The following is a 25,501-nucleotide window of genomic DNA, read 5'->3' as shown; positions in this document are numbered from 1 at the left end:
AATTTAGCTGAATTCTACATTGTTGAACAATGCTTAATATCACCATTTTTTTGTATTTCTTGCATTTTAATATCATCAAATAAGTGTCTTTAGATACAATTTTTTACTATTTTTGAAGCTTGATTATTAATCTTAAAAGATACGTCACTAATATTAGAGAATGGCAAGAATTTTAACAGGAGTACAAAGCTCAGGAAGACAACATTTAGGAAATGTTTTGGGTGCAATCCAACCTGCTATTGAAATGGGTAATGCTGACGAAAAAGAATCTTTCTTATTTATAGCAGACCTACATTCAATGACTACAATCAAGGATGGAGATGAAAGAAGAAATAATGTGTATGCTACTGCTGCTGTATGGCTTGCCCTAGGTCTAGACACAGATAAAAATATCTTCTACAGACAGTCAAGAATTCCAGAAGTTTGTGAGTTAACTTGGTACTTAAGCTGTTTAACTCCATATCCAATGTTGGCGAATGCTCACTCTTTTAAGGATAAAGCAGACAAATTGAGTGATGTCAATGCTGGTTTATTTACTTACCCTGTACTTATGGCCTGTGATATCATTTTATATGATGCAGAAAAGGTACCTGTAGGAAAAGACCAAAAACAGCATTTGGAAATCACAAGAGATATTTGTGCAGCATTTAACAGACAATATGGCGATACATTTGTAATGCCTGAAGCTGTTATTAACGAACAATTGATGACAATTCCTGGTACAGACGGATCAAAAATGAGTAAGTCATACGGTAATGTCATCGATATTTTCTTACCAAAAAAGCAATTAAAGAAACAAGTAATGGGAATTCAGACAGACTCTACTCCACTAGAAGAGCCTAAAAACCCTGATACTTGTAACGTATTTGCTCTTTACAAGCTATTAGCTACAGAAGAACAAATCGCTGAGATGAGAGGAAATTATGAAGGTGGAAATTATGGTTATGGCCATGCAAAAACTGCCTTATTAAACTTAATCTTAGAAAAATATGCTACTGCAAGAGAAAAGTTTGATTTCTACATGGAAAACACCGACGAAATCGAAAAAGAACTTGTAAAAGGTGAAGAAAAAGTAAAAGAATTGGCCAAAGCAAAAATGGCAATTGTTAGACAAAAATTAGGATTCTCTAAATAAAGAAATAATAGAATGAAATTCACTGCATCAACGTCAACTATTCTGAAACAGATTCAGATGTTAAATGGCGTAATTCCAAATAATCCAACAATGCCAATCTTGGAGAATTTCTTATTTGAAATCCAAGGTGGCCTTTTAAGAATCACAGCTTCAGATATGCATACAACCATTATATCTGAAGTAAATGTTGAAGCTGATTCCGATGGAAACGTAGCAATCCCAGCAAAAATGCTAACGGATACGCTTAAAAATTTACCAGAACAACCTGTTACTTTTTCAATTGATTTTGATACATATACAATTGAAATTGCATCAGATAATGGTAGATATAAATTAGCGGGTGAAAATGCAGAAGACTACCCTGCAAACCCTAACTTAAATATGTCAAATGCCTTAACAATGAGTAGTGATGCTCTTGTTGATGCAATCGGATATACTCTATTCGCTACTAGTAATGATGACATGAAGCCAAACATGAATGGTGTTTTCTTCAACCTTACTGAAGACCATTCTGACTTTGTCGCTACAGACTCACACAGACTTGTACGTTATAGAAGAAACGATATTCAAGTTGAGGGTATGATGGAACCAATCATCATGGGTAAGAAAGCACTTACTCAGTTGAAGAACATCCTTCCTTCTGACGAAAAAACGGTATCATTAGAGTTTAACGACCAATATGCTGTATTCACATTTGAATCTATGCGTTTGATCTCTCGTTTAATTGATGAACGTTTCCCAGATTATGAGAACGTAATTCCATTAAACAACTCTAACCTTGTTACTCTTGACAGACAAGCTTTATTAGGTTGCTTGAAGCGTATCGTTATCTATGCTAACAAAACAACTAACCAAGTTCGTTTCAAGATTCAAGACAATGAATTGTTTGTTTCTGCTGAGGATTTAGACTTCTCAAACGAAGCAAAAGAACGTTTATTCTGTGAGCATGATGGTGAAGATTTAGAGATTGGATTCAATGCTAAGTTTCTAATCGAGATCTTAAATAACATCTCATCAGACAGAATCACTTTACGTCTTTCTGAGCCAGGTATGGCAGGTCTGATCGTTCCAGAAGATCAACCAGAAAACGAGGATGTTTTGATGCTAGTAATGCCAATTATGTTGCATAACTTCTCTTACTAAATACTAAACCAAGTCTGTAAGAGACTATATATAAAAAAGGCCTTTCCATTTATTTGGAAAGGCCTTTTTATTTATACTTTAATACCCATTATGGTAATATCATCTCTTTGTTCAATACCTCCTTTTCTGTGATCTTTCAGGAAGTTTAATAGATATTCTTTCTGCTCTGTCATTGCCATAGTAGCATTTTGCTCTAGAATCTCTTTTAGTTTAATTGAACCAATCTTTCTTCTTGATAAGTTATTTTGATCAACGTAACCATCTGAAGTCAGATAAATAATATCATTCTTATTTAATGAAATCTGATGGTTAGAGAAGTTCTTTTCTTTTCTAGTAGAATAACCTATAGACTTAGAATCACCATTAACTACATTAAGTTTTTTCTCTAGGTGATCAAAGATCATAATTGGTCTTTTTGCACCAGTAAATTGAATATTTACTTTATCTTCTGTTTCAGATTCGATACAGATTAAAGCGATATCCATACCATCATCATTTAATGATTCTTCTTGACGTAATGATTCTTTCACACCTTCATTTAGCATGTTCAAGATTTCATCAGTTTGTGTAACGGTTTTGGTAGAGACAATATCATTTAACAATGCACTACCAATCATTGACATGAATGCACCCGGAACACCATGACCAGTACAGTCAACAACGGCAATATATTTTCTTAATTTACCGTCAATCATTTTTTCTTTATACCAGTAGAAATCACCTGATACGATCTCTTTAGATCTATAAAGCAAGAAATAATCTTTAAATGATTCTGATAATAATTTTCTTGATGGTAAGATCGCACTCTGAATAGTCTTTGCATAACGCATACTATCAGTGATACTCTTATTCTTTTCTTTCAACTCCTTGTATGCAGTATAATTTGAAACCGCAATTGAAGCATAAGAAGCTAATGATTTTAATATCGAAATATTTAATTCTTGATATTGATTTACCTCTGGAGCTTGAATAGTGATAACACCAACAACACTCATATCAATCATTAATGGCATATAGATTAATGATTTATTTGGAGATACTACATTCGTCTTCTTTTGAGGAATATATAATGTATTTTCCTTATCGTAGTCGTTTATGATCAACTCGATCTCATTGTTAAAACACCATGCCGCTAAGCTGTATGCATTATCAATTGATTCTGTATAATAAGGATCTGTACCATTATCAGAAATTTGATTTCTGAATTCCAATCTTCTTTGAAGTTTATTAAAGACACCAATACCAAAGGTAGGTGCAGGAACTAGTTCATTGACACTTTCTTGAAGTTCAATCATGTGGTTTTCAAAATCCAATGTAGATGTAAACTTCTGACCAATATCTTTTACAGAAAGCATCTCTTCATGTGATTTAACTACCTCATCATTAGCTTTTGCTAAACGTTCAGAAATCTCTTTTAAATCATCTCTTTGCTCCTTCATCTTTTGAAGGTTCTTATAGAAAATGAAAATTAAGATTAAAGAAATTGCTGCAATGATGAAATATAACATACGTTCTGTTTCCACCTCTTCCTTCTCTCCTTCGATTTGCTCGATGGTAGAAGTTTGTTGGCTAATCTGAGAACGCATTCTCTCCATCATTTGATTTGTCTTATATTGAGCATCCTCATAGGCCAATTCGTTTTCAATTAATGAATTCTGAAGTCTCATTAAATAAGACTCTAACGCCTTTTGGCTCTTTACATCATGGTCTTTCTCTAATTTGGCAGCAATTTTTTGAATTTCTTTTCTTAAAGAGACACCTGTTTCTTGAAGGATTTGTTTTTCTGCTTCAAGCGTATTGAAAACAGTTTGGAAGTTTTCAGAATACTCAATATTTGTTTCTCCTTGGCTTTCTAAACCTTCGTCACTTGATATATAAACAAACATATAATTATCCTCATAATCATATTTTGTTTTTACGATATCATAATCGTTAATCAATAAACTATTCTCATTCAAAGAATCGGCGTAGACTTCAAATTCACCATTCTGATCTGTAAGAAATTCTTGTTCATTGATGTTGACCAATAGACTATCTGCAGGAGAAATATCTTCATCATATACCACTACAACCAAGATTGGAGAAATCTCTATATCTTCTACAACAACTGTAGAATTAGGGTCCGGAGTAGGCTCATCCTTTTGAACATTTGTCTTTTCATTCTTAGCTAATGCTGGCTTTTCCTTAATCTTACCAGGAAGATTAATTGTTACAATATTTAACTGCTTAGAATAATGGTATTGATTTGACTTTACAGGATCTCCATCAACTAAGAATACTGTTGATGTTTTCACCTTAAAGTCTTTGTTTACTCTTAGTTGGAACTTACCACTTTTATTCGTTTTAACGGCTGGAAATGGTTGCCCACCAATCTTAATTAATTTCTCTCCAATTGGAATACCACCTTGTTTTACTGTACCATTAATAAAAACAGGAGCATTAGAAAGTAATACTTGAATTTTACCCGGACCATTTGTTGCCCAAGTTTGCATCTTGTATCCTCTCTTAATCACATTAAGAGTATTGATTTTTTTATTTTTATCTATGGCAAAAGAAAATTGCCCTTTAGCATTTGTAGTGGCTACTTTTTCACCATCAACATAAACAACAGCAGCGGAAACGAAAGTATGTTCTTCATTAAGAACAACCCCTTGAATTTCTACATTCTGTGCAAATATTAAAGGTTGTACTATTAAAAGTAGTAGTACACAAATCAATGAAATCTGTTGAAGTCTTTTTAGAATCCCCATTATGAGATCTTGGTTATAATTAAAAAAATTGATGTTTAACCCAAGTAGTTAAGCAAATATAAGTATATAGAAGAGAAATATTAAAAAAAATTCAAAATATCCTTAGTTAAATTATAAAATTGGAAACTACTTCTTTATAAAGGTCTGTTTTGTTATGGTCGTGAATCTTTATTACTTTACCAAACCCTTCAATTTCCCACTCTAATATGTCGTTTTTATAACTGAGTGATATCTTTATTTCTGGAGTTTCATTGGTTAGAAAACAACCTTCTGATTGGAACTTTCTTTTCAACCATAAAACTCTATTTTCTATATTAAGATCACCGTTGTAATCATTAATACTAGGCTCTAATTCTATGCCAAAAGAGAAACTTTTGTGAGTAGCACAAAAATTAAAAACTCCATTTTGAGTATCAAAACCAACGGTCTCAGTATTGAAAACATTCCCAATATCATTTTTGGAAATGATCATATCTGGCGTCCCCACTATGCATTTATTTTCTGACAAAATCCATAATTTATCAGCGACTTGAAGAGACATTTCAACTTCATGCGTAGATAGTAATATTGCTTTATTTCGTGTTCTAGCAATCTTTTTCAATAATTGGAATATTTCAATTCTATTGATTAAGTCAAGATGTGCCGTTGATTCATCTAAAAGTATTAATGATGTATCTTGAGCTATTGCTCTAGCAATCATCACTTTTTGTCGTTCGCCATCTGATAATGTATTTACATCTCTATCAATAAAATCTATCGCTCCTACATCTTCTAACGCTTGTAAAACAATATCATTATCAGATTTAGAGAGCTTCCCCCACCAATTCACATAAGGGTATCTTCCTAGAGTCACCACATCTTTAACGGACAACTTTCCAGTAAAATGTACCTGAGATAAAACAAAACTAATTTGCTTGGACTTATCTAAAGAGGATAATTCATCTACCTTTTTATTCAAAATCTTTACTTCACCTTTTAATGGTGATATATCACCTGATAGTGTTTTTAGTAATGTTGATTTACCTACCCCGTTCTTTCCAATTAACGCTACAAAATCTCCTTTCTCTAACTGTAATGAAGGATATTGTCCAATAACTTTATCTCCATTTTTAGAAGAATAACCAGTAGTTAAATCTTGAACCTCTACGATATTCATTATTTACGTCCTTTAATCATGGCAATTATTACAATAGGAGCTCCAATCAATGATGTGATTGAATTAATAGGTAGTACTACTCCTGATTGACTAATGTGAGAGAAAACATCACAGATCAACATTCCTCCTGCTCCAATAAAAGCACTTATGGGTAAGAGTTTAAAATGATCAGAAGATTTGATAAAAACTCGGGCAAGATGTGGTGCAGCTATACCAATAAAACCTATGGGCCCGCAAAAACCCGTAACACTTCCTGCTAAAAGGCTTGCTGCGACTATACTTAGAATTCTATATTTCTGAATAGACAACCCCATACTTACTGCATAGGTCTCTCCCAATAACATCAAATTCATTGATTTACAAAGATATAAACTAACCAAAACACCCAATAACACTATGATCGAAAGAACAAAAATTTGTTCATAAACAATCCCCCCTAAACTACCAAAAGTCCAAAGTAAGTACTCTTGCAATTGATCCGGATGACTAAAATACTGAGCCACTCCAACTAAGGCAGAAGCTAATGCTCCAACCATAATTCCAACAATCAAAAGGGCTACATTATCTTTCACTTTATGAGCAATAACTAATATAACCAACATTACAAGTGACGCTCCTAATGATGAAGCAAAAATTGTCATCCAAGCACCAAACCCACTCATATATTTTACAGTATCGATACCGACACCCATTCCAGATGCTAAAGAAATAAATGCAACACCCAAAGATGCACCAGAATTAATTCCTAATACAGATGGTCCTGCCATTGGGTTTCTAAACAAAGCTTGCATCAATAATCCAGCAATGCTTAAAGCAACTCCTGATAAAATTGCTACAATTGCCTTCGGAATTCTAATTAAAGAAAGTATGTTCTCTATACCCTTAGATGTTTCATTACCTATTAAATAATTAATGATATGATGTAATGAAATATCGGATGACCCTACACTTATATTGATAAAAAAAAGAGGAATCAAAAACGTCCCAAGCAACCCAATCTTAATATGAATTGGCAAATTTATTTTGATCATATTGCGAACTTAAATTATTTTATCAACATGAGGAATAAAATTACAATAGTTTTTGATTTTGATGGAACAATCGCAGATTCGTTGACTTTAGTTACTAAAATTGTCACTCAATTATCATCAAAATATCGACTAAAAAATGATCAATTAGAACTTAGTGATTTTCAAAACCTACCTGCTAAAGAAATCATCAAACTTCTTGGATTAAAATGGTGGAACCTTCCCTTATTTATTTTTGAGGTAAAACAAAAAATGAATAAAGATTTAAATGAAGTAAAACTATTTGATCAAATAGAAGAAACTGTACAAACTCTAAACAATATTGATGTAGAATTAAATATTATGAGTTCAAACTCTAAGAAAAATATTAATTCCTTTCTTAAACAGAAAAACCTCTCTCATTACTTTTCAAAGATTTATACTTCTTCTAAGCTATTCAATAAAGATAAATCAATCTTAAAAATAAAAAATGCTTACCCTAACAGTACACTTATATATGTAGGTGATGAGATCAGAGACATAGAAGCTTGTCAAAAAATAAACATTCCAGTCATAGCAGTTAGCTGGGGATATAATTCATATCAAGCCTTAAAGAAATCAACTCCTAATTATTTAGTAAAAAAACCTTCTGAAATAGTAGACATTGTCAAGAATCATATTGATTACAACCCTAAGGTTAACTAATTTGCAGTACTTTTTAATATTCAATATAAATATATGAGGTCATCAATTGCTGGAATAATCTGTGCTTTTACTTTCTTTTGTATTGTAGCTTTAGATTCCAACATAAATAACTTTCCCCCTTTAGGACGATTTCTTGATCCTTTTCAAGGTTTTTGGCAAAATGAGGTAAAGAATACTAATATACCCGAAGTTATCCAGCTAACAGGAATGACTGCTGAAGGGAAAATATATTATGATTCTATGCTGATCCCTCATATTTATGCCACTAATGAACATGACTTATACTTACTTCAAGGATATATTACGGCAAGACATCGCTTGTGGCAAATGGACTTTCAGTCTTTAGCTGCTTCAGGTCGATTATCTGAAATATTTGGAGAAATCACTGTCAAATATGATAAAAACATGAGACGACAGGGTTTACAATTTGGTGCCGAAAAGTTTGTCAAAGAACTTAAGCATGATAAAAAAGTATTTGGGTTAATTGAAGCCTATACTGAAGGTGTCAATGCATATATTCAACAACTAGAATTTAAAGAATTACCCGTAGAATATAAGTTCTTCAATTATAAGCCTGAAAATTGGACTCCACTTAAAACAGCATTGTTGTTTAAATTTATCCAATACTCTTTAAGTGGTCCTGATTATGATTTTGAAAACTCTAATGCACTTCAACTGTTAGGAAAAAAGAATTTTGATTTACTCTTCCCTGATTATCTAGATATACAAAAACCTATTGCAGATCATGATAGCATTTGGAAAGACTTTGATTACACACTACCCAAAAGACCAAAAAATTACCATGCACTTTCTGGTTTAAGAAAGCATGCAGTTGAAAAAGAAGACCCAGATAATGGAAGTAATAACTGGGCTGTTTCTGGTAAAATGACAAAAAGTGGCAATCCTATTTTATGTAATGATCCACACTTAAACCTTACTCTTCCTTCTATTTGGTTCTCTTGTCAGTTAACAACCCCTCAGATGAATGTTATGGGTATGTCTATCCCAGGTATTCCAACAATTGTTTCAGGTTTCAATGAAAATATTGCCTGGGGTGTAACTAGTGCTAGAAGAGATGACCGAGATTGGTATAAGATTTTATTTCAAGATAAATCTCAAACGCATTATCTAATAGATAACTATTGGGATAAAGCCGATTTAAGAATTGAGGAAATCAAGGTAAGAGATAAAGAAACCATTATCGATACTGTTCGATATACTATCTGGGGACCTGTAGTTTATGACAAAACCTTTGGAAAATCTTCTGAAAAAGCTGGTTATGCATTAAGATGGACTGCTCATGACCCTTCCAAAGAACTAAAGACTTTATATCAAATCAATAAAGCTTCCAATTACACTGAATTTAATGATGCTTTAAAATACTTCGATGGGCCAGCATTGAATTTTGCCTTCATCTCAAAAGATGATGACATTGCTATGAATATCCAAGGTAAATTTCCAAAACACTGGGAGGAACAAGGAAAGTTTGTGATGGACGGCACACGATCTGACACAAGATGGACGGGATATATCCCACAGGAACATAACATCAGAATTGTCAATCCAAAAAGAGGTTATGTAAGCTCAGCAAATGAACACCCTGTAAATCCTAATTATCCTTATTATACTTACGGCCAATATTATGAGTATTACAGGAATAGAAGAATCCATACTTTATTAGACTCAGCAAAAGATCTAACAATAAAAGACATGGAGAAAATGTTAAATGACAATTACAGTCTTTTTGCAGAAGAAAACCTTCATTTTTTATTGTCGCATTTAAATCAGATTAACCTTACTTCTGAAGAAAAAGAGATCTATTTATTACTAAAAGCCTGGAACTTTGAATATAACGCTACAGAGACTGCATCAATTTACTTAGAAGAATGGGTAGAAGCATTAATGAATGACATATGGGATGAAATCAACGTTCATCCAAATAAAGCTTATAGAATGCCGACGAGAGCAAATACATTCTATTTACTAAAGCATAAACCTGATTTTATTTTCGCTGATGAATTAGAAACAAAGAAGCTTGAAAATATTGATGATGTCATCAATCAAGCTTATCATGAAGCCATTGCGAAAGTAAAAAAATGGCAGACAGAGCATCCAGAAGAATCTCTTTCTTGGACCAATTTCAAGAAAACTAAAATTATGCATATGGGTAGGTTGCCAGGCTTTCATGTGGATCATTTAAAAAATGGTGGCCATAAAGGCATCCTTAATGCAACAAAAAAGCAACATGGACCTAGTTATAGGATGATAGTCGAAATGACTCAAGATGGACCAATTGCCTATCAAGTAATCCCAGGCGGACAATCAGGAAACCCGGGCAGTCCATATTATGATAATATGGTTCCCTATTTTGAAGCCGGTGATTTGATACCAACTCACTTCTTTAAAAAGAATGATTTTGTAATAAGTGATGCTCCAGAACATCTATTAAAAATTGAAACCATCTCTAAGTAATGAATAAAAACGATTTTATATATTCTTTTACCATCATTATTACGAGTAGTCTTTTACAGGTACTTTTTCCATGGTGGATCATCTTTTTACCTTGTTTTGTCTATGGTATTTTTGCCGGTAAAAACAACTTCCTAAAGAGCTTCCTAATTGGGTTTATTTGTATTGCTTTCCTTTGGGGGAGTTATGCAGCGATAATTCAATTGTATACTCATTCAGAACTAAGTAGTCGTATTGCCACCATGTTCACCGTCCCTACCAATGATTTTATTGGTATGATTACAGCAATTGTAGGTGGTGTTGTGGGAGGACTTTCTTCGCTTTGTGGTGATCTAGTCAAATGGGCTAGTGTTGATCTCAAACCTGTAAAAAGGCACAGTGATGACGATGATGACTAATAATTGATATTGAAGAAGATGCTAGATTAAGATTTAGCATCTTTTTTTATTCTTTTTTTTGAAGGTATAGATCAAATAATTTTTGATATGGAATGTCGGACAGTATATTTGCGACTTGATTAGTTTTTAAACACAAATTCCTATTACAAAATGGAGCTAAACCAACTGACTGCAGTATCTCCTATCGATGGCCGCTATAGAAACAAGGCGGAATCTCTGTCAAACTACTTTTCAGAATTTGCATTAATCAGATTTAGAGTATGGGTTGAGATTGAGTATTTCATTGCTTTATGTGAGAAACCTCTACCTCAATTAGAAGATTTTGATACTTCGTTATTTCCAGCAATGCGTAAAATCTATGAAGATTTTACAATGGAAGATGCTTTAAAAGTGAAGGAATTTGAAAGTGTTACCAATCACGACGTTAAGTCTGTAGAATATTTCATTAAAGAAAAATTCGAAGCTTTAGGTATCAAAGACCAAAAAGAGTTTGTTCACTTTGGACTTACTTCTCAAGATGTAAATAACACATCAATTCCTTTATCATTAAAGAAGGCTAATGAAGAAGTGATGTTCCCAATGATCGAGGAAGTAATCAGTTTAATAGATACGTTAGCTGACGAATGGGAAAAACAACCTATTCTTGCTTTAACTCACGGACAACCTGCTTCACCTTCGCGTTTAGGTAAAGAATTTAGAGTATTTACTTACCGTTTGAAAAAACAACTTCAAACATTAAAGTCAGTTCCATATTCAGCAAAATTCGGTGGTGCTACAGGTAACTTCAATGCACACCATGTTGCATACCCTAATCACAACTGGGTAGAATTTGGTAACGATTTCGTAAATAATGCTTTAGGTCTTGATAGATCTCAATTCACAACTCAAATTGAGAATTACGACAACCTTGCAGCATTATTCGATGCTTACAAGCGAGTAAATACGATTTTAATTGATATGGCGAGAGACGTATGGCAATATGTTTCAATGCGTTACTTCAAACAAAAAATCAATAAAAATGAAGTAGGTTCTTCAGCAATGCCACATAAAGTGAATCCTATTGACTTTGAAAATGCTGAAGGTAACTTAGGTATTGCAAGTGCTGTGTTAGAACACTTATCTGTAAAACTTCCTATTTCAAGATTACAACGTGACTTAACGGACTCAACAGTATTAAGAAATATTGGTGTGCCTTTAGGACATATCGTGATTGCATTACAATCATTGAAAAAAGGATTAAACAAACTTGAGTTGAACTCAGCTCAATTAGATGCTGATCTTGAAGATAACTGGGCTGTAGTTGCTGAAGCAATTCAGACTGTTTTAAGAAGAGAAGGTATTCCTAATCCTTATGAGATGTTGAAAGATTTAACTCGTAAGAACGAAAAAATCACAGAAACTTCTATCAAAGTATTTATTGAAGGTCTAGAGGTATCTGATGCAATAAAAGAGGAATTAAAAGTAATCACACCTTATAACTATACTGGTGTATAATTTCTAATTCTTTAATAAAAAAGTCGTTTATCATTTCATTTGATAAGCGGCTTTTTTATTTATGCTTCTGCCATAATAAATTCGACAAAGAAAGATGTCCCTTCACTTTCTTTAGTTTCAAACCAAATGCTTCCTCCCATTTGCTCTACTCCTCTTTTGGCTACAGCCAAACCAATACCTGATCCTGTTGCCTTTGTTGTAAAGTTTGGTACGAACACTTTATTCTGAACATCTTCCGGAATTCCTTTTCCATTATCGATCACGGTCACAATGGCTTTTTCTCCATTCTCATAAAGATCTATGATAATGGTTGATGGAGCCCCTTCTTCAACTGCCTGTATACCATTAAGTACTAAATTGGCTAATATTCTGGATGTCAACTTCTCATCACCATCTACCATTACATCATGACCGATTTGTGTGTTTGAGAATTGTATATCTGCCTTACTAGAATGTAGCATAATCACATCCTTTATCACTTTTGATAAGTTGAAAACTTCTTTTTTAGGTACTGGCATTTGTGCAAATGCAGAGAATGATGTTACAATTCCACTTAAAGTATCTACTTGATTTATAAGCATTTTAGTTGCTCTCAATAATTTAGGGTTTTCATCTGAAGTTGCCACTCTTTCTAACTGTTGCAGATATAGCTTCATTGGTGTAAGAGGATTCTTAATTTCATGGGCTACTTGTTTTGCAACATCCTTCCAAGCACTTTCTCTCTGACTTCTTTCCAGTTCTTTCTTACTCTCTTCCAGCTTTGAAATCATCTTATTATACTCTCCTACTAATCGTCCAAATTCATCGTTAGAGTTATATAAAATAGGTTCATTCTTCTTACTTAATGTAATTCTATTCAGCTCTGGAATAATTAATTTGATAGGATTTAGAAGAGATAATGCAGCATAGTGGACAATAGGAAGTAAAGTCATGAATAGAATCGTGAAAATCATCATAATGGTAGTAATTACTTCTACTGACCTATCGTCAAATCTATTTAACGATTTAAAGAACGGTATACTTACTACACCCATTACATCACCTGTATTGAACGCTTTTACACCAATATAAGATGTATTATATTCTAAGTTTCCTATTTTCTCCTTGACAACCATTCTCGTCTTTTTCTCCTCCATAATCCCAACAAATGCTTTTGGGTTTAATTGGGAACTCAAAAGGCCAGATTCAAATATTTCACTATCAGAGGCTGACTTCAACTGACCATTACGATCATAGAATCGAATATCGGCTTGCATTACATTGGATAATTCTTGAATTAGATTATCTAATCGAATCTCCTCTTTTGATGAATATTCTTTCGATAACTCATTATTCTGGAATAAGTTGGTCGCTACTGTCTGTGCTTTTTCCAAATACTGCCTCTGCACTTCATTTCTTGATGAGTTGACCATCACTGAACCCATCACAATAGCTAGACAGAATATAGGGAAGAAAATGGCTGCATTAAGGTATATCTGTACTTTCGACGAGAAAGAACGATTGTATTCTTTAGGATTTGATAAGTAGTTGTATGAACTATAAACGGTAAAAATAAAGAAGACAATTATTGTAAAATAAGTAGAGAAAGACCTAAAGAAATCTAACAAGGTAAACTCTTTAGATGAAATCACTACAATTCTATTATTAGCATTCGGTAATAATAAGTGTTCATAACCACCATAATCAAAATTAGAGGCTAAAGAAGAGTTTTCTTCAATATTGAAGTCCTTTAAAAAAGAGTTGCTATAGTTATAATCACCCGAACTAAAGATCAATTCTTTTTTGAAGAAAATAGCATAAGAGTAATCCTCTTGTTTATAATGAACATTATAATTTTCATCCAAAATGGACGATTGTAAATACTTACCATCTAATGATTTTGTATTTAATTCAATCAAACAATATCCAATTGTATCTGTACTTTCAAAACGGTCGACTATCGGAATATTACATAAATAACTGTAAGTACCTTTTTGAGGGTCCATTTTGCTATTCAAACCAAAAGTTTTCGAATAATTGATATCTTTTCTTTCAAAGAAATTTTCCATCAACTGCTCGTAGGTATATTCATTATTTACGTTTTCTCCGTTATCAAATGAAATGTTCACCTTAATGTCGTAACGATGACCAAACCAATCTACAATATCATTCTTAATACCTTTCGCTGCTTCAATAGCTCTTGGCTTATTTAGGTAAGCCATTGCATCTATAACAAGATCACTTTCTTTTACATCTGAGATCGTTTCTTCTAGAAATGCCTTGAGAGTAGCATCGTTTGTAATTAATTTATAGGCAAACTTCTGCTTAAATTCTTCATCTTTTCTGGTCTCATTTTTTTCAACAATCACTGCCGCCAAAATAGAAAAGAAAATGATCATAGACATTAAGTACATAATGGCTTTAAACTTTCCTACCGACAGATATTTTGGCGTATCAAACATTAATGAAACCCCTGTAAAGATGGCTAATACGTTAATGATGACAATATCTGAGGTTCCAGAGAAAAAGTGAAAAGAGAAAATTAAGATGATACTTAATAACATAGCAACAGACTTACCATAAAAGTCTAACCACCACCCAATAATTCTATAAACTAGATGTAAGTATAAACTTGATAAAAGGAAACCAAACAGTATGTTGGTCTGACCTAATAAATAAGGCATACTAATATCAAATACAGAAAATTGAATTGTTAGCTCAGAAGCTGATTCTATGATCTCCAAATAGACTTTCTCCAGCGTATTAATCACTAAAAATATCGCAATGATCATCAATGTACTTATACCAATACGTACTTTGTAATTGAGTATATACATTGAATGAATGGAGAAAAGATCTTTAAAGTTTTTGGTAATCCATCTAAAAATCAATAGCAAGAACACCATATCAATAAAAATCACCCCAAGTGAGTCCCACTGAGATAAAACAGGGTTATCGATGGTCGTTAAAACATTATACTCATTCTTTATTATAGGATTATTTACAATACTCAATACAATTTCATGTAAACTGATCACACCTATCATAAAGACAGACAGATTGATAAATATATTACCTCCCTTCCTAACCGATTCAGTGATATATGTACTTAGTGCTGATAGAAGAAAGAATGTTGCTATTAGAACCGTAAAAATGAATATATGCCATGGTATTAACTCTACAGATACTTTCTTGGAGATATCAATAGAGAAAAGGTACTTATTTAGTTTTGTGTAAATCGATTTATAATTATCGTTTACTTTAAACTTTTCTATTGTAGGGATTTCTTTAGAACCAAAGACGAATTCATTTACATTATGGGATAAAATATTGGTAGGGTTCTCACGAATTTCTACTAAGGGAATGATCACAAAAATCTCATAATCTTGGTTATATACCATGATATTTGATTTTCTGACATAATAATAGGAAGAACCTTTCTTGATAACATCTTCTACGAAATAACTAAATAGTTTATCATCAATATATTTCAACTGTAATTTGTCATTGGACCAGAATTTCAACTCCCCTTTTTTATAAATATAAACCGGGTAATTAGTCACACTCAGTAATGTCTGAAAATTGAGTGTGTTTTCTGTTTCTCCTTTGATATTGGATTTAATATCATAAATGATATCGTCAGCATTTTTTGATAATTGCTGAATTCTGTTTTGAACAAAAACATCATATTCTTCAACACTATAATATTCAACGTTGATTAAAAATATGACGATAGATAATACCGAAAAGACAAGGCCCACAATGGCCTTATTATTACTATTTATTAGTTGTTTAAAAAACAGTCTTGCTTGCATAAAGCAGTATTGATAAAAAAATCGAGTAATTTCAGACTTTTACAAATTACAAAAAAACTCCAATAAGAAGTACTTATTGGAGCTTAAGATATGGGATGGTATATATTTCTATGAAAATCCTTGAATTTTCTTTTCTCTTGTTTTCTTCACCCATAAATATACGATTGAAGAAATTAAGACGTAAGGCATTACCATAAGGTAAATAATACCTGTATTTAAACCTGCTCCCACTGCACTTTCACCTGAGCTGATGTTGTTTTCAACAGTTGCTCTACACATGGCACATTGACCAAATGTCACTGCAAAGCTCACAAAAGTGAATAGTGTTGTTAAAAGTAATTTTTTCATATTTATCTAGCTTATGCGTAAAAAGGACTAATCATTAGATAAACCAACACACCACTTACAGCAACATATTGCCAGATTGGGTAGGTCCATTTTACAATTTTCTTATGTCTTGTTACTTGCTTTGTAATTGCGAAGTAGATCGCTATTAATACCAATGGCACAACCACTGCTGAAAGCAAAATATGTGAAAGTAACAAAACTATATATACTGTTCTAGAAGTAGCAACTGCTGCAGCCTCTTCAGCAGATAATACTCCATCATGATTAACATCTCCAAAAATAGTATGACCACCTTGGAAATGGTAAATAACATATGAAACAAGGAATATAGAACCTAAAGCAAATGCGATATACATCATTAGCCTATGTAACTCTACATTACCTCTTTTAACAAAGATAAAACCTAATAATAATGCAAAAGCACTTGCTGCATTAATTACTGCATTTAAATGAGGTAAGAAGGAAACATCCAAATCACCTAATTTACCAGTTTGAGGTATAAACAGTAATAGTGCAACAACAATTGGAATAAGAACAGATACAACCCCAATAATAATTAAAGGCAGCTTATCTTCTCTCTTTTGTTCTAATGTGTTCATTTTATATTGAATTCAATAGTAGATTTTATTCTTCTTTTAACAGTAAAGATATTTCAGTAAGTAACCTCTTTACATCATCTTGGTCTGTTCCGCTGTAGAAACCTCTAATTCTACTGTGTTTATCCACCAAAATTAATTTATCGCTATGTGATAATGAAGGTTGACCTCCTAGCGCTACTTCTTTTGCCGTGATATAGTAACCACATTGACCTAAATCCATGATGGTTTTCTTATCTCCAGTAAGTAGTGTCCACATATCTTTATTGATATTATTCTTTTCCGCATACTCTGATAACACTTTTGGTGTATCATATGTTGGATCAATAGAAAAAGAAACTAGTTTTAATTGATCTTCATCTTTGAATCTTTCTTGCACTCTAAGAAGGCTTGATGTCATCGCCTTACAAATATCAGGGCAAGTTGTAAAGAAGAAGTCTGCCACATAGATGTGACCTTCTAAATTTTTATTGGTAAAAGTTTGATCGTCTTGATTGGTAAATGAGAAATCTGGAATTCTATGAACACCATCCACTTCATTGGGAGTGCAGTTCACTGATTTCAGGTTATAAACTTCTAAAGTTTCTTCTGAATTCTGTAAACTATATTCATTCGTTCCAAAGTTTTTAAGGAAGAAGAAAATAACTAAAGGTATTCCAATTAAGGTGAACAAGAATACCCACTTCTTAATATTAGGTTTGTTCATTATATGATATTATAAAAAATGGTTTGATCTCTACAAAGTTGAAGAAATCAAACCATTATATTTCAATAATTCTCAAAAATTTGAGATTACCAATTTAGAAATGCATCTAAGATGGCTTGACCTTCTACGAAAAGTGCTACACAAAGCCACACTAGGAAAAGCATTGGGAATAAAATCACAAACTTTAATAAGCTTGTTTCATGTCCTAAGTGCATAAATTCCATAATGATGTAACCCGCCTTAACGATAGTAAGGGCAACAAATAATATGTTTAATATAAATCTTGACGAACCGTCAGGCCATGCAAATGCCAAAGCAAATTCTACAAGAGTTACAGCTGCAAGAATGATAGTTACTTTTAAAACCGTCTTCATTTTTGCTGCCTTGATTTCTTCTGGTGTCATTGAAGCATCAAAATGTGCCATAATAGTAATGTTTTGAAGTTATGGAATGAAAAAGTACTAAACTAAGTAGAAGAATGTAAATACGAATACCCACACTAAATCTACAAAGTGCCAGTATAATCCACCTTTCTCAATCATTTCATACGTACCTCTTTTTTCGTAAGTACCCATCACAACGTTATAGAAAATAACGATGTTTAGAATTACACCTGAAGTTACGTGAAGACCGTGGAAACCTGTAATAAAGAAGAAGAAATCAGCAAATAACTGAGGTCCATATTGATTCTCATGCAAGTTAGCACCGAAAATACGAACACCGTCACGTAAAACTCCTTCGTCAGTACCGTGAATAAAGTGAGACCATTCCCAAGCTTGACAACCTAAGAAAGTAACACCACCAACGATAGTCCAAAGCATCCATTTCTCTACTTCTTTCTGAGACTTTCTCTCTCCTGCTTCAACGGCTAATACCATTGTTACCGAAGATAAGATAAGAATGAAGGTCATTAAACCAACAAAACCTAGTGGCACATCTACTCCATGTAAACCAGGGAAAGCATTAAATACTTTTTCTGGAATTGGCCAATAGAAATTTTCAGAACTTGTTGCGAAAGTGAATTCAGAGTAAGCTCCTTCGTAAGCTGGGTGCATGTAACGAACCACGCCGTATGCAATCAATAGTGATGCAAATGTAAATGCATCCGAAACTAAGAAAAACCACATCATCAGCTTTCCATAGCTTGCCTTCATTGGTCTCTCAGCGCCGTCCCAAATACTTCTTTTGGGTGTTGTCAATGTTGTAGATGACGACATAAAGATTGGATGTTATAAAAATTATAGTGTCTGTTTGAACTTTATTTTACACAAATTAATAGTCGATTATTAACAAAAACAACTATTTGGTGACTTTTGTGCTATTTTTTTATGACGAATATCACTATTTATCTATTAAGTAACATAAAGACAAATAGATAGATCCATAGTGCATCTAAGAAGTGCCAGTAGTTTGCTACCATCTCCATTCTAACAATAGTCCCAGAATGAATCTTACCTCTTAGAGAAGCTCCAAGAATAATAAATACATATATCACCGCACTGACAATGTGAACCCCATGTAGTCCAGTTAATACATATACAAATGAACCAGAAGGATTACCCACAAAATAGACATTCATTTCTACAAGGTGTTCCCATCCTACGAATTGAAGTACTAAGAAGATAAAACCTAGAACTGATGTTATGATCATACCTTTCTTTAGTTGTCCCATATCATCTTTCTTGGCACCTAAATAAGCCCAATGCATTGTACCACTACTCAACAGGATAACAACTGTACTTACATATAAAATATTAGGCAAAGCAAACTGAGTCCAGTTACCTTCTGCTTGTCTTACGATATATGCACTTGTTAATGCAGCGAAAATCATCACAACACTAACAATAAACAACCACATCGCAAATTTCTTTGGATGCATACTTGTTGGTTTCTTTGGAGCATTGCTCACTGACATATTCGTTCTCATTATATTTTATCGAATAAATAAACTAATTGTACAATGGGTAGATAAATAAAAGAAGTAAACATAATCTTCAATGCTGATTTATCTGTTTTATCCTTCATCAAACCAAATGTTTGAAATAAGAATGCTGCACCTGCTAATGCTGCTATTAAACCAGACCACATCCCTGTCATGCCATACTGAGTAGGTAAAAAGCCAATAGGGATTAAAAACATTGTATAAATTGAAATCTGAACAGCAGTGTTCACATCTTTTTTTCCGTTAAAAGGCAACATTTTGAAGCCTGCTTTTTTGTAGTCTGTATCTGCCACCCATGCAATTGCCCAGAAGTGAGGGAATTGCCACATAAATTGTAAGGCAAATAGAACCAAACCTTCAATACCGATTTCACCAGTAGCGGCCACCCATCCAATTAACGGAGGAAAACCACCCGGAAATGCTCCTACTAATACAGATAACGGAGTAATTCTTTTTAAAGGTGTATAAACAAAAGCATATAGTACTAGCGATAGCACTGATAAAAGTGCTGCATAGACATTCACATAATATACCAAGAATGTAGCACCAACAACAGCTAAAAGTAAAGCATATAAACCCGCTTCTTTTCTGGAGATTATACCCAATGGAAGTGGCCTACCTTTAGTCCTTTTCATCATCTTATCGTGTTCCTTCTCGATAATTTGATTGATTGTATTAGCTGCACCTGTAATCATAAAACTACCTATAGCTAATGCTAAAATAGCAGTGATAGATATCTCATCAGTACCTAATAAATAACCAAAAATTCCAGAGAACACCACCACAGCTGTAAGTCTAACTTTTAGTAAATCATAAAAGTCTTTAGCTCGTGATTTTTTCTTTGAAGCTTGTAAAGATGACGTTGCTGAGTTCGAATCTGCTACTATCATATTATGCGGTTGCTTTTTGAAGTTTCGAAATGTCATTTTCTGAGTTTCCTAATACCCTTGAGTGATTGACTAATAAAGCAATGTAGAATTGACAACCTACTATTAGGGATCCTAATAATAAATGTACAGGTTGTAGAAATGCTGGAATACCAAAGTGTCCCATCACTGCACCTGAAACAACTACCGTAAATAATAATCCAAATAAAACTTTAGACCATAATCTAGCAGGGTGCTTCGCTTCTGTACCTTTAAATACATTTTGTATAAAAATGATGTTTAAGATTCCTACAAGAATTGAGAAAGATCTATGGAAATAGAAAGTAAATCCTAATTGATCAATCCAGATACCTCTATTCTCTTCACCAAGTTCTCTAGCCACAAGATCAATACTTTCTCGTACTTGAGTACCCATTATGATTTGAACAAAAGACAATCCTAAAATCACATACAACCACTTGTTGATGGCCTTTAGGTTCGTAGGTTCTTTATATGTAAGAGTTTGTTTTCTAGACCTAGCTACAGCATAAATTAATATCCCGACAATTACCAAAGCAATAAGCATATGTACAGTAATTAGGACTGGATGTAAATCTGTAGAGACGACTTTAGATCCTAACCAGCCTTCGAAGCCAACTAGAATAAAAGCTAAAAATGAAAATAAGGTAACTTGTGGATCGTCTTTTCTATAAGGAAGTGAAAAGACAACGGTAAGAAAAATAAAGAATCCGATGAGTACACCAACTAATCTATTGACATACTCTGTCCAAGTTTTAAATACAGAAAAGTCTGCAATTTCTTTTCCTTGAACTGCAAAAATCGTTTTATAATCGTCTGGCAGTTGGCTAACATCTGTTGGAGGAACCCAAGTTCCAAAGCATTTTGGCCAGTCTGGACATCCCATTCCTGAACCTGTACTTCTTACAATCCCTCCTACCAAAATCAGGAAAAACACTGCAAAAACAGTGATGACACCAAATTTTCTATAGATGCTTCCCTTGTTTGTTGTATTGTTGCTATTCATAAGTATTATTGCGTTACCTAGTTAAAAATTCCTTTTGTTTAGTAGGATATAAATATCAACTAGGACTCTACAAAGGCAAAAATACAAAAAACATCTAATTTACATGACATTCGTCATGTTTTATTTATGATATTATTACAATTAAAATGGCATAAAGGCTCTTCCAAGGTCAAAAAAGCCAAATGATTCCTTGTATGCTCTAAATAAATGGCTCGTAAATCGATCATATATCTCTGCCATACTCACCATCATTTTTGCTTGAATTTTAATATTTTCTTCAAAAATATCATGTATCACAGCACTTGGAATAACGTAAACGTCAGCATGTTCCGAAAAGCAAACTGCGTTATAAGGTCTATTCGTACCTTCGAGAATTGCATTATCTCCAAAGGTTTCCGTCGCCTTCAGGTGTACTAAATCCTCAAACTTATCTTCAATATCAATGTTAAGAGTAATAATTCCACTATTTACTAAATATAAAGCCTGACTTGGATCATCTCTAAAGAAAATTACCTCACCTTTAGTATAATGACGCAAATGAAGATGAGGAGCAAATTTAGCAAGTTCTTCATCAGATAGTTTCGAAAAAAGAATACCCTTTCTCATAAAATCAAAAAGTGTTCTTTCTTCAGTAGTATATGTTTTCTTAAAAATATTTAGCATAACCAAATCTACGATTTTAAAGTGATCTCAAATAGTTTTGCAGGAAATTTTTTAATTCTCAACTTTTCGGAATTTCTATATCCAACTACTGATAATACTTCACCTGAATTAGCTTGTATTACAAAAACGTTATCTCTTAAATAAGCTGGTACTCCCTCATCTTGTAGTAAATCTTTCACCGTTTTTGATTTTCCTTTCATTCCAAAGGGTTTAATTCTATCTCCATCTTCTACATTTCTCAGAATTAGTGGAAAGAACTCTTCTTGGATATATATTGAATTTTCAGATAGATCCGTTAAAGCTACAACTTCTACAACTTTAACATCAATAGAGGTAGAAGCAATGGTATATCTCCCTTCATTATTAATTTCTAATTTATTTGAAGAATGATTCACTGTGACCTTTCTTAATATCAATTGATCAGTAGTTGTCATCAAAACATATGAACTATCATTATTATAAAAAGTCAGCCCTGCCTTGGAATGTTTCTCATAGATATTCACTACCGTCACCCAATCAAAATGATATTCTTTTAATTGGTAGAATAGAATAATTAAGGCATCATCTTTATTAAAATATTGACGATAGTTGATATATATTTCATCTTGAGTAACCTCCCAATTGTATTTCTTGATTCCTTCTACCTTCTTAAGAAACACATTTTCTATTTGACTTATTTTATGTGATGTATTCGCTATTGCCTTTTCTACCTGTGGATTAATTTCTGACATCAAAGGAATAATCTTATTACGAATTAAATTCCTGGCGTATTTATTAATACTATTTGAGCTATCTTCTCTCCAACCTTCCTTTGAAAATTGCACAAATTCTTTCAATTCAGTCTTTGACGCAAATAGTAAAGGTCTGATCACATCTCTATTCTGAAATTTAATCCCATGTAATCCTTCAATGCCTGTTCCTTTTATTAAATTAAATAATACCGTTTCAACACTATCAGATTTATGATGTGCCGTAGCTATGTAATCGAAACCTTCTTCCTTTTTTAATTCATCAAACCAAGTATATCGAATATCTCTAGCAATCATTTGTGTTGACTGATTACTTTCTTGAACTAGCTTTGAGGTATTAACATTCTTTATGTGAATATTTACTTTCTTCTTTTTCGCAAATTCACGCACAAACTCCTCATCTTCATTACTTTCTTCCCCTCTAAGGTTAAAGTTCATATGAGCCAGCGTAACATTATAACCATGTTTCACGAATAAAAGACATAGTGCAACAGAATCAACGCCACCACTAAATGCAAGAAGAATTCTATCTGATTTTCTCAACCCTTTGTTTTTAATAAAAGTTAAAAATTGGACAGATAAATTATTTTGATTGTCATACATGTGTGTCAAGTTTAAATATTCATGAAAGTTTAACCTTGAAAATCATATGAATTCATAAATATTTCAATGGTAATTCATAATATTCATGGAAAATTGGTTTAACAAGGATAAATTTGCAAGCTAGCAAAATTAAAAAAATTGCTCGATCTCTTAAGTAGTTAAAAGATAATGAAGAAAAAATTTTTTTTAGGTCTAATTGTATTTCTCACGATGGTAATGTCCATCAATGTCAATGCTCAAAATCAAGATAAAGTTAGAATTAGTGCTGCTAGATCTAAAGGTATATCTGGATGGAGAGTATTCTACAGTTCACCAACAAAGAGGGTAAAATTAGATCAGAAGACCACCACAATTTATTGTGACGAGGCAAGACAAGAAATCAAAACTGAAAGAGTAATCGCTACTGGTAATGTTATCGTCATCGATAAAAAGACAAAAATTACTGGTGACAAAATGGATTACGACAAACGCAACGGTCAAGTAATCATCACAGGTAAAATCGTTAAATTAATTGACGAAGATGTAGTATTAGTTACTGACAAACTTTATTACAATACAACTACTAAAGATGCCAAATACCTTACAGGTGGTACTGTTACTCAAGAAACAATGGTACTTACTTCTATTGAAGGTTACTTGAAAAAGAAAGAATTAATTTTCGTAAAAGATGTTGTAATGGATGATACTGTCAAAGTACAACACCTGGTTACGGAGAAATTGATTTACGATAGAGATACTAAAATTGCCATTTTCAATACTAGAACAAGAATTGAAAGTAAAGATGGTGATGTAGAGGCGAATGCAGGTACATATAACACTGAAAGTGGTAAGGTACATTTCGAGGGATCTGCTGTTGTTGAAAATGAAAAATACATTTTAATTGGCGACAAAGTTGATACAGATAAAAATTCTGGTAATTCAACGGCTATTGGCAATGTGATTTTCTACAGTAAGCTCGATACAGCCATGATTTACGCCGACTATGTTGTAAGAGAAGATAGTTCTACTTTTGCCTATGGAAACGCATTAATGAGTAAACCAATCAATGGTAATTGGATGGATATGTATTACCTAGCGGCTGATACTCTCCACTCTATTAATGATACGACTACCAAAGAAAATACTCTTTATGCGTATCATAATGTAGCTATGTGGAACAAGGACATGAAATCAAGGTGTGATTCATTAGTCTACTACTATAACGACTCAATGATTTATTTCTATGATGATCCTCGTATCTGGGCTCAGAAGTCTCAAATGACAGGCGAAACCATCAGAACAGATATCACTTCTAAAGGTGTTGAAAGATTATACTTGAATCGCAACGGTTTTATTATCTCTGAAGATACTATCCAAAACTTTAACCAAGTGAAGGGTAAAAAAATCATTGCACACTTTGAAGAGAATCAGCTAAACAAAGTAGATGTAAAGGGTAATGGTATGACTCGATTCTTCCAACTAACAGACGATAAGAAGAACATTTATGCCTTAAATAAATCTTCATGCCCAAGTATGACGATCTATTTTGAAGTTGGTAATGAGGTGGAAAATATTGAGTACAATGCTAAAGCAAATTCAACAGTATTACCTCCAAGTAAAATTCAAGGCCCTGATAAGTATCTACCTGGTTTTAAAAATAGATTTGATGAGATTCCACCAAAATCTGAATTGCTAACCAGAGTTCGTACTAGAAGAGACTTACCTGATAATATGCCAAGAGACCCTGTTATTGGACAAAGTGAGATTAAAATCCTTTGGGATGGATCACAAGTTCTAAACAAGAATTACAAGGGAGAACCTCTTTTTAAGGATCGTCCAAAAAGACCATCGTCAGGACAAGCGGAAGCAAAAAATGAAGATTAACCTTCTTCCATAGATATATAAAAGAAAGGCCTACATTCATAATTGAATGTAGGCCTTTCTTTTATTGGA

The 25,501-nt window shown here is 33.0% G+C and carries 21 protein-coding genes; 7 read left to right on the top strand and 14 right to left on the bottom strand.

Annotated features, from left to right (window positions below; translation table 11 throughout):
• Window positions 1-160: 160 nt before the first annotated feature.
• Together trpS and dnaN are read left to right on the top strand one after the other, a co-directional pair.
• The gene (gene trpS, locus HGP29_RS14085) at window positions 161-1,135 is read left to right on the top strand and encodes a tryptophan--tRNA ligase (protein WP_168883060.1); all 975 of its coding nucleotides are present in this window, start codon (window positions 161-163) and stop codon (window positions 1,133-1,135) included.
• A gap of 12 nt (window positions 1,136-1,147) precedes the next feature.
• Window positions 1,148-2,278 carry a DNA polymerase III subunit beta gene (gene dnaN / locus HGP29_RS14080; RefSeq protein ID WP_168883059.1) on the top strand — a complete coding sequence of 377 codons (1,131 nt, stop codon included), beginning with the start codon at window positions 1,148-1,150 and terminating at the stop codon, window positions 2,276-2,278.
• 71 nt (window positions 2,279-2,349) lie between these two features.
• On the opposite strand, the gene HGP29_RS14075 is transcribed toward dnaN, so the two are convergent.
• From HGP29_RS14075 to HGP29_RS14065, 3 genes are all read right to left on the bottom strand, one after another.
• Window positions 2,350-5,028, bottom strand: coding sequence for a GAF domain-containing SpoIIE family protein phosphatase (locus tag HGP29_RS14075; protein ID WP_168883058.1), 2,679 nt, complete (start codon window positions 5,026-5,028; stop codon window positions 2,350-2,352).
• A gap of 106 nt (window positions 5,029-5,134) precedes the next feature.
• Window positions 5,135-6,184 (bottom strand): ABC transporter ATP-binding protein, encoded by a 1,050-nt coding sequence (locus HGP29_RS14070; protein ID WP_168883057.1) that lies wholly within the window; start codon window positions 6,182-6,184, stop codon window positions 5,135-5,137.
• On the bottom strand, window positions 6,184-7,215 hold the full coding sequence (locus HGP29_RS14065; RefSeq protein WP_168883056.1) for a FecCD family ABC transporter permease: 1,032 nt from the start codon (window positions 7,213-7,215) through the stop codon (window positions 6,184-6,186). The genes HGP29_RS14070 and HGP29_RS14065 overlap by 1 nt, the downstream gene beginning before the upstream one ends.
• 27 nt (window positions 7,216-7,242) lie before the next feature.
• Between HGP29_RS14065 and HGP29_RS14060 the strand changes: the two genes are divergently transcribed.
• The 4 genes from HGP29_RS14060 (at window position 7,243) to purB (ending at window position 12,257) form a co-directional block, all read left to right on the top strand.
• Complete coding sequence (locus HGP29_RS14060) at window positions 7,243-7,896, top strand: HAD hydrolase-like protein (RefSeq protein ID WP_168883055.1); 654 nt, start codon at window positions 7,243-7,245, stop codon at window positions 7,894-7,896.
• A gap of 33 nt (window positions 7,897-7,929) precedes the next feature.
• Window positions 7,930-10,368 carry a penicillin acylase family protein gene (locus HGP29_RS14055; RefSeq protein ID WP_168883054.1) on the top strand — a complete coding sequence of 813 codons (2,439 nt, stop codon included), beginning with the start codon at window positions 7,930-7,932 and terminating at the stop codon, window positions 10,366-10,368.
• The gene (locus HGP29_RS14050) at window positions 10,368-10,763 is read left to right on the top strand and encodes a hypothetical protein (protein WP_168883053.1); all 396 of its coding nucleotides are present in this window, start codon (window positions 10,368-10,370) and stop codon (window positions 10,761-10,763) included. The genes HGP29_RS14055 and HGP29_RS14050 overlap by 1 nt, the downstream gene beginning before the upstream one ends.
• A gap of 150 nt (window positions 10,764-10,913) precedes the next feature.
• Window positions 10,914-12,257 carry an adenylosuccinate lyase gene (gene purB / locus HGP29_RS14045; protein WP_168883052.1) on the top strand — a complete coding sequence of 448 codons (1,344 nt, stop codon included), beginning with the start codon at window positions 10,914-10,916 and terminating at the stop codon, window positions 12,255-12,257.
• A gap of 59 nt (window positions 12,258-12,316) precedes the next feature.
• On the opposite strand, the gene HGP29_RS14040 is transcribed toward purB, so the two are convergent.
• From HGP29_RS14040 to tilS, 11 genes are all read right to left on the bottom strand, one after another.
• Window positions 12,317-16,051: an ATP-binding protein gene (locus HGP29_RS14040; protein ID WP_168883051.1), complete on the bottom strand. Its 3,735-nt coding sequence runs from the start codon at window positions 16,049-16,051 to the stop codon at window positions 12,317-12,319.
• A 108-nt stretch (window positions 16,052-16,159) separates the two neighbouring features.
• Window positions 16,160-16,399: a hypothetical protein gene (locus HGP29_RS14035; protein ID WP_168883050.1), complete on the bottom strand. Its 240-nt coding sequence runs from the start codon at window positions 16,397-16,399 to the stop codon at window positions 16,160-16,162.
• Between the two features lie 11 nt (window positions 16,400-16,410).
• On the bottom strand, window positions 16,411-16,998 hold the full coding sequence (locus tag HGP29_RS14030; RefSeq protein ID WP_168883049.1) for a DUF420 domain-containing protein: 588 nt from the start codon (window positions 16,996-16,998) through the stop codon (window positions 16,411-16,413).
• 25 nt (window positions 16,999-17,023) lie between these two features.
• Window positions 17,024-17,701, bottom strand: a complete 678-nt coding sequence (locus HGP29_RS14025; protein ID WP_168883048.1) for an SCO family protein — start codon at window positions 17,699-17,701, stop codon at window positions 17,024-17,026.
• An 86-nt stretch (window positions 17,702-17,787) separates the two neighbouring features.
• Window positions 17,788-18,126, bottom strand: coding sequence for a cytochrome C oxidase subunit IV family protein (locus tag HGP29_RS14020; protein ID WP_168883047.1), 339 nt, complete (start codon window positions 18,124-18,126; stop codon window positions 17,788-17,790).
• A gap of 36 nt (window positions 18,127-18,162) precedes the next feature.
• The gene (locus tag HGP29_RS14015; protein WP_168883046.1) at window positions 18,163-18,918 is read right to left on the bottom strand and encodes a cytochrome c oxidase subunit 3; all 756 of its coding nucleotides are present in this window, start codon (window positions 18,916-18,918) and stop codon (window positions 18,163-18,165) included.
• Between the two features lie 128 nt (window positions 18,919-19,046).
• The gene (locus tag HGP29_RS14010) at window positions 19,047-19,628 is read right to left on the bottom strand and encodes a cytochrome c oxidase subunit 3 (RefSeq protein WP_168883045.1); all 582 of its coding nucleotides are present in this window, start codon (window positions 19,626-19,628) and stop codon (window positions 19,047-19,049) included.
• On the bottom strand, window positions 19,628-20,569 hold the full coding sequence (gene cyoE / locus HGP29_RS14005) for a heme o synthase (RefSeq protein WP_235958301.1): 942 nt from the start codon (window positions 20,567-20,569) through the stop codon (window positions 19,628-19,630). The genes HGP29_RS14010 and cyoE overlap by 1 nt, the downstream gene beginning before the upstream one ends.
• On the bottom strand, window positions 20,535-21,554 hold the full coding sequence (locus HGP29_RS14000) for a COX15/CtaA family protein (protein ID WP_168883044.1): 1,020 nt from the start codon (window positions 21,552-21,554) through the stop codon (window positions 20,535-20,537). Before HGP29_RS14000 ends, cyoE begins: the two co-directional genes overlap by 35 nt.
• 141 nt (window positions 21,555-21,695) lie before the next feature.
• Window positions 21,696-22,217, bottom strand: coding sequence for a Crp/Fnr family transcriptional regulator (locus HGP29_RS13995; protein ID WP_168883043.1), 522 nt, complete (start codon window positions 22,215-22,217; stop codon window positions 21,696-21,698).
• An 8-nt stretch (window positions 22,218-22,225) separates the two neighbouring features.
• Window positions 22,226-23,569 (bottom strand): tRNA lysidine(34) synthetase TilS, encoded by a 1,344-nt coding sequence (tilS, locus tag HGP29_RS13990; protein ID WP_168883042.1) that lies wholly within the window; start codon window positions 23,567-23,569, stop codon window positions 22,226-22,228.
• Between the two features lie 168 nt (window positions 23,570-23,737).
• Here tilS and HGP29_RS13985 point away from each other — a divergent pair, with 168 nt between their 5' ends.
• Entirely contained in the window at window positions 23,738-25,432 is a 1,695-nt protein-coding gene (locus HGP29_RS13985; protein WP_168883041.1) for an OstA-like protein, read from the top strand.
• Window positions 25,433-25,501 lie beyond the last annotated feature (69 nt).

The sequence above is a fragment of the Flammeovirga agarivorans genome (assembly GCF_012641475.1).
Classification (GTDB): domain Bacteria; phylum Bacteroidota; class Bacteroidia; order Cytophagales; family Flammeovirgaceae; genus Flammeovirga; species Flammeovirga agarivorans.
This window is presented reverse-complemented; position numbering and strand designations above follow the sequence as displayed.

What these genes read in the sequence shown, in the direction of transcription:
- HGP29_RS14015 (WP_168883046.1), bottom strand. Translation starts at nt 18,918, where the DNA reads ATGTCGTCATCTACAACATTGACAACACCCAAAAGAAGTATTTGGGAC.
- HGP29_RS14055 (WP_168883054.1), top strand. Translation starts at nt 7,930, where the DNA reads ATGAGGTCATCAATTGCTGGAATAATCTGTGCTTTTACTTTCTTTTGT.
- purB (WP_168883052.1), top strand. Translation starts at nt 10,914, where the DNA reads ATGGAGCTAAACCAACTGACTGCAGTATCTCCTATCGATGGCCGCTAT.
- trpS (WP_168883060.1), top strand. Translation starts at nt 161, where the DNA reads ATGGCAAGAATTTTAACAGGAGTACAAAGCTCAGGAAGACAACATTTA.
- HGP29_RS14000 (WP_168883044.1), bottom strand. Translation starts at nt 21,554, where the DNA reads ATGAATAGCAACAATACAACAAACAAGGGAAGCATCTATAGAAAATTT.
- HGP29_RS14060 (WP_168883055.1), top strand. Translation starts at nt 7,243, where the DNA reads ATGAGGAATAAAATTACAATAGTTTTTGATTTTGATGGAACAATCGCA.
- HGP29_RS14070 (WP_168883057.1), bottom strand. Translation starts at nt 6,184, where the DNA reads ATGAATATCGTAGAGGTTCAAGATTTAACTACTGGTTATTCTTCTAAA.
- tilS (WP_168883042.1), bottom strand. Translation starts at nt 23,569, where the DNA reads ATGTATGACAATCAAAATAATTTATCTGTCCAATTTTTAACTTTTATT.
- cyoE (WP_235958301.1), bottom strand. Translation starts at nt 20,569, where the DNA reads ATGACATTTCGAAACTTCAAAAAGCAACCGCATAATATGATAGTAGCA.
- dnaN (WP_168883059.1), top strand. Translation starts at nt 1,148, where the DNA reads ATGAAATTCACTGCATCAACGTCAACTATTCTGAAACAGATTCAGATG.
- HGP29_RS14040 (WP_168883051.1), bottom strand. Translation starts at nt 16,051, where the DNA reads ATGCAAGCAAGACTGTTTTTTAAACAACTAATAAATAGTAATAATAAG.
- HGP29_RS14065 (WP_168883056.1), bottom strand. Translation starts at nt 7,215, where the DNA reads ATGATCAAAATAAATTTGCCAATTCATATTAAGATTGGGTTGCTTGGG.
- HGP29_RS14010 (WP_168883045.1), bottom strand. Translation starts at nt 19,628, where the DNA reads ATGAGAACGAATATGTCAGTGAGCAATGCTCCAAAGAAACCAACAAGT.
- HGP29_RS13985 (WP_168883041.1), top strand. Translation starts at nt 23,738, where the DNA reads ATGAAGAAAAAATTTTTTTTAGGTCTAATTGTATTTCTCACGATGGTA.
- HGP29_RS14050 (WP_168883053.1), top strand. Translation starts at nt 10,368, where the DNA reads ATGAATAAAAACGATTTTATATATTCTTTTACCATCATTATTACGAGT.
- HGP29_RS14035 (WP_168883050.1), bottom strand. Translation starts at nt 16,399, where the DNA reads ATGAAAAAATTACTTTTAACAACACTATTCACTTTTGTGAGCTTTGCA.
- HGP29_RS14025 (WP_168883048.1), bottom strand. Translation starts at nt 17,701, where the DNA reads ATGAACAAACCTAATATTAAGAAGTGGGTATTCTTGTTCACCTTAATT.
- HGP29_RS14020 (WP_168883047.1), bottom strand. Translation starts at nt 18,126, where the DNA reads ATGGCACATTTTGATGCTTCAATGACACCAGAAGAAATCAAGGCAGCA.
- HGP29_RS13995 (WP_168883043.1), bottom strand. Translation starts at nt 22,217, where the DNA reads ATGCTAAATATTTTTAAGAAAACATATACTACTGAAGAAAGAACACTT.
- HGP29_RS14030 (WP_168883049.1), bottom strand. Translation starts at nt 16,998, where the DNA reads ATGAACACATTAGAACAAAAGAGAGAAGATAAGCTGCCTTTAATTATT.
- HGP29_RS14075 (WP_168883058.1), bottom strand. Translation starts at nt 5,028, where the DNA reads ATGGGGATTCTAAAAAGACTTCAACAGATTTCATTGATTTGTGTACTA.